Raw genomic sequence first — 6,655 nt, 5'->3', positions numbered from 1 at the left:
GAGGCCCGATGAGCGCCCCGATCGCCGCCGGCGGCGCCGGACGCGTCGTGGTGGTCACCGGGGGCGCGAGCGGCATCGGCGCGGCCATCGCGCGCGCCTTCGCCGAAGCGGGCGACCGGGTCGTGATCGCCGACGTCGACGCGGATGCGGCGGAGGGGACCGCACGCGCGATCAAGGCCGGATCGGTCCGCATGGACATCACCGACCCCGGGTCCGTGGCCGCGGCCCTGGACCGGGTGGTTGCCGACATCGGCCCGCTCGACGTGCTGGTCAACAACGCCGGCCTGGTCGCCGGCGGCGGCCTGCTCACCGAGCTGCCGATCGACGTCTTCGACACCGTCGTGGCCGTCAACCTGCGCGGCACGTTCACCGTGACGCAGGCCGCGGCCCGACGGATGATCGCGGCCGGCAACGGCGGCGCGATCGTCAACATCAGTTCGATCGGCGCCCGTCAGCCGACCCCGGGCCTGGGGCACTACGAGGCCACCAAGGCCGCCGTGGACGCGCTCACCCGGACGGGAGCCGTCGAACTGGCCCCGCACGGGATCCGAGTCAACGGCGTCGCCCCCGGGCCCGTGGTCACGCCGATGACGGCCGCCCTGATGGACGACCCGGCGGCCCGGCAGGCGTGGGAGTCGCGGATCCCGCTCGGCCGGATCGCGGTGCCCGAGGACGTCGCGCCCCTGGTGCTGTTCCTCGCCTCGCCGGCCGCCGCGCACATCACCGGTGCGATCGTGCAGGTGGACGGCGGCCAGTTGTTGGTCTGACGGACGACGCCGGACATGACGCAGCCCCCGGAACATCCGCGACCGAGGGCTCCGTGACCGAAAGCTACGCGACCGAGGGCTCCCGGGACATCGTGTCCCGGGAGCCCTCGGTCGTGTCGGCGGGTGAAAACGAACCGCCTACGGCGCCGCCGTCTTGGCGGTGTGCAGGGCCTGCGCGGTGGCGATCTTGTGCGCGCACGCCGACCGTTCGATCAGCGCGGGGTCGGCTCCCTCGGCGATCAGGTCGAGCAGATTCTCGTGCTCCTGGACCGAGGTACGGGCCCGACCGGGAACGTAGGTGAACGTCGAGCGCCGCATGTGGTCGAGTCGCGCCCACTCCGCCTCCAGGAGCGCGTTCAGATGCTTGTCCGGGCAATGCGCGTAGAGCGAGAAGTGGAACTTGCGGTTGAGCGCGGTGAACGCCGTCGGGTCGAAGTCGGCCAACGCGTCGACCATCCGATCGTTGATCTCGCGGGCCGCCGCGATGTTCTCGGCGTTCATCAACGGCGCCGAGATAGCCGTCGCGTATCCCTCCAGGCGGGCCAGCACGTTCAGCGAGTGTTCGACCTGTGAGCGGTCGAAGACGGCCACCCGGGCGCCGACGTTGCGCACGATCTCCACCAGCCCGTCGGACTGGAGCCGGCGGACGGCCTCGCGCAGCGGGATGGTGCTGACCCCCGCCTCACGGGCGAGTTGGTCGAACACCAGCCGATATCCGGGCCCGTAGGTGCCGTCGAGGATGCGCGAGCGCAGGAGTTCGTAACACATCTCCGACTTGGAGGCGTTTCTCGCGGCGGTCTTGCTCGCGGGGGCCTTGCTCGTGGCGGTGGTCTTTGCGGGGCTCAACGACGGTCTCCTCCGTCTCGACCGGAAACGGTCACGGGCCGGGACGGGATACCCCGCCCCGGCGTGGGGTGGCGTGTGGGACGCCGTGGGTCATCGGGTCAGGAAACCCACGGCCGCGTCGCGGAAGCCGGGGCCGGCCAGGGCACCGAGATGGTCCCCCGCGACGGTGACCGGTCGGGCGTGGCCGGCCAGCGCGAGCAGGGCCTCGTTGCCGTGGGTCATCGCGTCGTCGGCGCCGACGACGAACAACGGCTGCACGGCGCCGGCCCAGGACTCGGGCGCGAACGGCGTCTCGCGCAGGCCCTCCACACAGGTCACCAGGCCGTCGGCACGCGACCCCTCGGCCCGGATCAGGCCCGCGATCATCGCGGTGAGCGGGTCCTCGGGAGCGGCTTCGCCCGCCACGGCCGAACGCAGGGCGGGCACGTCCACGGCGGCGAACGGCTCGAAGGGGCTCATTCCGCCGAGCACCACACGATCCACCCGTGCCGAGGCGAGACCGACCAACTCCCAGGTCACCCGCGCTCCGAGCGAGTACGCGACCACGTCGAAGAGGTCGACGCCGGCCGCGTCGAGCACCGCGAGCAGGTCGGCCGCGGCGGCACCCGCGTGTGCCTCGGCGGCCCCGAGCGGGGCGGGGCTCTCCCCGTGCCCACGCAGGTCCGGGGCGAACACGGTGCGACCCGCGTCGGTCAGGGCTCGGACGATGCCGGTGTCCACCCAGGCGCGTCGGGCATCGGAGCAGAACCCGTGCACGAGCAGGACCGGGGGCCCACTGTCGGGGCCGTCGCCCGGATCGTCGGGGGCAAAGGTCGTCACGGCGAGAGGCTGCCGCTGGCGCATCCTACTTCTCCACTCGGCTATTTCGCATACGATTTCAGATCGTACACCACGGTCGGATACTCAGAGCTGCGAGCCGTCACGGGATGCGCGATCGACGCTCCCGCCGGCCGCGGTTTCGTCGACGGTTTCGTTTTCCCAGGTTTCGTTTTCCGTGGCTTCGTTCGCAGTGGTCTCGTCGGCCGCGGTTTCGTTGGCGTACGAGAACCCGTCCGCACCCACGGTGACGTCGGCCTCGTGGTCGGCGGCGCGCGCCACCACGGCGCGTGGTTTCCCGGCCAGGTCCAGCACCGGGGACGCCTCCGCGTACCACGACGGCACCACCGGATTCCCCCACCAGTCGCGCCGTTGGTTGTCGCGTACATCCCACGAGAGCACCGGGTGATCGGGGTCCCCGGTGTAGTAGTCGGTCGTGTAGATCTCCACCCGGTGCCCGTCGGGGTCGCGCACGTACACGTAGAAGGCATTGGACACGCCGTGCCGCCCCGGCCCGCGCTCGATGTGCGCCGACCGGCGCCACGCGCCGAGCAGGTCGCACACGTGCAACACCTGAGCACGCTCGTAGGTACTGAACGCGATGTGGTGCAGCCGTGGACCGTCGCCGCCGGTCAGGGCTATGTCGTGCACCGTGTCCTTGCGATGCAGCCATGACGCGTACAACGTGTCGCCCTCGCCCCGGATGTCCTCGGTGACCCGAAACCCCAGGTCCCGGTAGCAGCGCTCGGCCCGTGCGACGTCCGGCACGACGATGTTGAAGTGGTCCAGGCGCGCGATCGCGCCGGCGCCGTGCAGGTCGTAGCGCTGGTTCAGGCGCTCCACGTGCACGGCTTCGTAGAAGAACTCCACCGGGAAACCCAACGGGTCCTCGACCCGCACCGCCGGGCCGATCCCGCGCGTGGCCCCCGCCGCCCGACGTTCCACCGGTACGCCCAGCGTCCGGTAGTAGCGCTCGGCCACGTCGACCTCGTGCGGCGTGCGCACGCGGTAGGCGAGGGCGGCCAGCGCGGCGACGGCACCGCGCCGCAGGACGAGCGAGTGGTGCAGGTACTCGTCGAAAGCGCGCAGGTGGATGGCGTCCGCGTCCTCGTGGGTGACCACCAGGCCCAGCAGGTCGACGTAGAACTCGCGGGACGCGGCCAGGTCGGTGACCACGAGTTCGGCGTACGCGGCTCGGACGATGTCCGGGTAGGGCACGCCGCCCGCCTCGCCCGCCTCGCCCGCCTCGCCCGCTGCCGGCGCGGATGCGCCGGGGCGCACGGTCGGGACGGGTGGGGCGGGTGGGACCGGCGGGGTCCGGGTGGACGTCGGGGGCGAGGCTGCGGCCGGGACCGAGGTCGAGGGCGGAGGCGAGGCCGGAGTCGAAACCGAAGTCGGGGTCGAGGCCGGGATCGAGGCCGGGACCGAGGTCGAGGGAGGCGGCGGAACGGCGGGTGCGGACATCTGACTCTCCTCCTGCTGCGGGGGCGACGGGCCCGACCGGCGGGGGCCGGCGCCGACCGGGCCCGTGGTGAGACCGATCCGAAAATAGGCGCCCACGAGGGGTTTCCGATACGGGTCCACGGCCCGAGGGACGGTCGGGCCGTACGGATCGCCGATGGGGGTGGGCGCGTCGATCCGTGCTCAGCGCGTACCGAAACGCGCGGTGGGCAGCGTTTGCAGCGCCACGTGCACCGCCTGCTGCGACGTGTAGAAGTCGATCGAGCGGTATCCGCCCTCGTGGCCGAGCCCCGACGCCTTGATCCCGCCGAACGGCGTCCGCAGGTCGCGCACGTTGTGCGAATTGATCCACACCATGCCCGACTCGACCGACTGGGCCACCCGGTGCGCCCGGCGCAGGTCGTTGGTCCACACGTAGCCGGCGAGGCCGTACGTGACGGAGTTGGCCAGCGCGACCGCGTCGGCCTCGTCCTCGAACGGGGTCAACGCCACCACCGGGCCGAAGATCTCCTCCTGGAAGATCCGCGCGTCGGCGGGCACGTCGCAAAAGACCGTGGGCTCCAGGTAGTTGCCCGTCGGCAGATGAGCGGGACGCCCGCCACCCGCGACCAACCGTCCCTCCCGGCGGCCCAGTTCGACGTACGCCAGCACCCGCTCGTAGTGCTCCGGGTGGACCAGGGCGCCCACCTCGGTCGCCGGATCCTGCGGGGGCCCGACCACGATGCGCTTCGCCCGCGCCGCGAACCGTTCGACGAATTCGGCGTACACGCCCCGCTCGACCAGGATCCGCGAGCCCGCGGTGCACCGTTCCCCGTTGAGCGAGAAGACGCCGAAGAGCGCGGCGTCGATCGCGGCGTCCAGATCGGCGTCCGCGAACACGATCACCGGTGACTTGCCACCCAGTTCCATCGACAGGCCCTTGAGGTGCCGGGCGGCCGACGCGAAGATGGTCCGACCCGTCGTGGTCTCGCCGGTGAACGAGATCAGCGGCACGTCAGGGTGTTCGACCAGGGCCGCGCCCGCCTCCTCACCGATGCCGCCCACGAGGTTGAACACCCCGCGCGGAAGATCCGCCGCGGCGAAGATCTCCGCCCACAACGACGCGGACAGCGGGGTGAACTCGGCGGGCTTGAGCACCACGGTGCACCCGGCCGCCAGCGCGGGCGCGAGCTTCCACGACTCCAGCATGAACGGCGTGTTCCACGGCGTGATCAACCCCGCGACCCCGACCGGGCGGCGGTTGACGTAGTTGAGCTGACGACCCGGCACCTTGTACGCCTCGTCGGTCTGCCCGACGATCAGGTCCGCGAAGAAACGGAAGTTCTCGGCGGCCCGCTGCGCCTGACCGAGGGCCTGGGTGATCGGCAGACCGGTGTCGAAGGTCTCCAACTCCGCCAACCGCGCGTCCCTGCGCTCGACTTCGTCGGCGATCCGGTTGAGCACCCCGGCGCGATCCTTGGGCTGCATGCCCGGCCACGGGCCTTCGGTGAACGCGCGGCGGGCGGCTGTGACGGCGGCGTCGACATCGGCCGCCTTGCCCGCCGCCGCCGTGGCGTAGGGCAGATTGGACGCGGGGGCGCAGACCTCGAAGGTGGCGCCGTCGAGGGAGTCGACGTGCCTGCCGTCGATGAAGTGGCGCAGGTGCGTGGGCACCGCGGCGGGGACTTCGGAAGGCTCCACGGGCGTGGTCGTGGCGGCGCTCATATGTCCTCTTCTCCAAGGGCGGGATCGGTCAGCAGGGCGAGGCGGCTCTCGGCGAGGGCGGTCACCGTCGCCCGGCCCCTCTCGGACAGCGGCAGCAGGGGTGGGCGGACGAAGTCCGAGCCGATCAGGCCGCGTTGCGCCAGCAGCCATTTCGCCGGTGCCGGGTTGGTCTCGACGAACAGCAGGTCCACCAGGGGCTGGACGGCGTAGTGCAGCTCGCGCGCCCGATCGAAGTCGCCCACCTGATAAGCCTCGTACATCTGCGCTACCGCGCTCGGCGCGATGTTGGCCAACGCCGAGACGAAACCCACGCCGCCGAGCGTCAGCACCGGCAGGCACAACAGCTCGATGCCCGACCAGACCAGCAGTTCGGGACCGGCGGCCTCGATCACCCGGGAGAAGTGCTCGAAGTCCTTGGTGGTCTCCTTGATGCCCACGATGTTCTCGTGCGCGCGAAAGAGCCTGCCCACCGTGTGCGGGTCGATCTCCACGGCGGTGCGGCTGGGCACGTTGTAGATCACGATCGGCAGGTCCGGATACTCGCGCGCGACGGTGGAGTACCAGACGAACAGCGCCTCCTGGGTGGGACGCGCGTAGTACGGGGTGATGATCAAGGCCGCGTCGGCGCCCGCGTCCCGGGCCACGCCGGTCAGTTCGAGGGTCTCCGCCAACTTGGCCGACCCGGTGCCCGGCATGAACGGCACCCGGTCGTCGATCGCGCCGGCCACCACCCGGATCGCCTCGGCGCGCTCCGCGACGCTCTGCGACGACGGCTCACCGGTCGAGCCGCCCAGCGAGATGCCGTGCGATCCGGCCGCCAACTGCCACCGCACCAGCCGCCGCAACGCGTCGACGTCGACCGCGCCTTCGGCGGTGAACGGGGTGACCAGCGGCGCGATCGAGCCGTGGATCAGGGACGGATCCGAGCGGAACTTCATCGGTACTCCTCACGGGTGGCGGGCGAAGGACGGTCGGCCGGGATGCCCGGTCGCTGCGCCGCCCAGGCCCGGTAGGCGGGCTCCCACGACGGGTCGAGCGGGTACAGGCCGGCCAACCGCCGC

Annotated in this window: 6 protein-coding genes; 1 reads left to right on the top strand and 5 read right to left on the bottom strand. The window is 71.6% G+C overall.

Features of this window, described 5'->3' with window-relative positions:
* On the top strand, window positions 1–767 hold a 767-nt coding region (locus tag GT354_RS34310), incomplete at its 5' end, for an SDR family NAD(P)-dependent oxidoreductase (RefSeq protein WP_346012310.1).
* Between the two features lie 138 nt (window positions 768–905).
* Here GT354_RS34310 and GT354_RS34305 read toward each other — a convergent pair.
* The 5 genes from GT354_RS34305 to dapA form a co-directional block, all read right to left on the bottom strand.
* A complete protein-coding gene (locus GT354_RS34305; RefSeq protein WP_237535760.1) occupies window positions 906–1,613 on the bottom strand; it encodes a GntR family transcriptional regulator in 708 nt (235 codons plus the stop codon).
* Window positions 1,614–1,703: 90 nt separating this feature from the next.
* Window positions 1,704–2,432: an alpha/beta fold hydrolase gene (locus GT354_RS34300; protein WP_346012309.1), complete on the bottom strand. Its 729-nt coding sequence runs from the start codon at window positions 2,430–2,432 to the stop codon at window positions 1,704–1,706.
* Window positions 2,433–2,516: 84 nt separating this feature from the next.
* A complete protein-coding gene (gene hpaD, locus GT354_RS34295; protein ID WP_161360271.1) occupies window positions 2,517–3,710 on the bottom strand; it encodes a 3,4-dihydroxyphenylacetate 2,3-dioxygenase in 1,194 nt (397 codons plus the stop codon).
* Between the two features lie 363 nt (window positions 3,711–4,073).
* Window positions 4,074–5,594, bottom strand: coding sequence for a 5-carboxymethyl-2-hydroxymuconate semialdehyde dehydrogenase (gene hpaE, locus GT354_RS34290; protein ID WP_161360270.1), 1,521 nt, complete (start codon window positions 5,592–5,594; stop codon window positions 4,074–4,076).
* The gene (gene dapA / locus GT354_RS34285; protein ID WP_161360269.1) at window positions 5,591–6,532 is read right to left on the bottom strand and encodes a 4-hydroxy-tetrahydrodipicolinate synthase; all 942 of its coding nucleotides are present in this window, start codon (window positions 6,530–6,532) and stop codon (window positions 5,591–5,593) included. The genes hpaE and dapA overlap by 4 nt, the downstream gene beginning before the upstream one ends.
* Between the last annotated feature and the right edge of the window lie 123 nt (window positions 6,533–6,655).

Source organism: Streptomyces sp. SID3343, assembly GCF_009865215.1.
Classification (GTDB): Bacteria; Actinomycetota; Actinomycetes; order Streptomycetales; family Streptomycetaceae; genus Embleya.
Note: the sequence above shows the minus strand (reverse complement) of the source record. Positions and strands in the feature narration are given on the sequence as shown.

Excerpts from the sequence above, each read along its gene's own strand:
- hpaE (WP_161360270.1), bottom strand. The coding sequence starts at position 5,594 with ATGAGCGCCGCCACGACCACGCCCGTGGAGCCTTCCGAAGTCCCCGCC.
- dapA (WP_161360269.1), bottom strand. The coding sequence starts at position 6,532 with ATGAAGTTCCGCTCGGATCCGTCCCTGATCCACGGCTCGATCGCGCCG.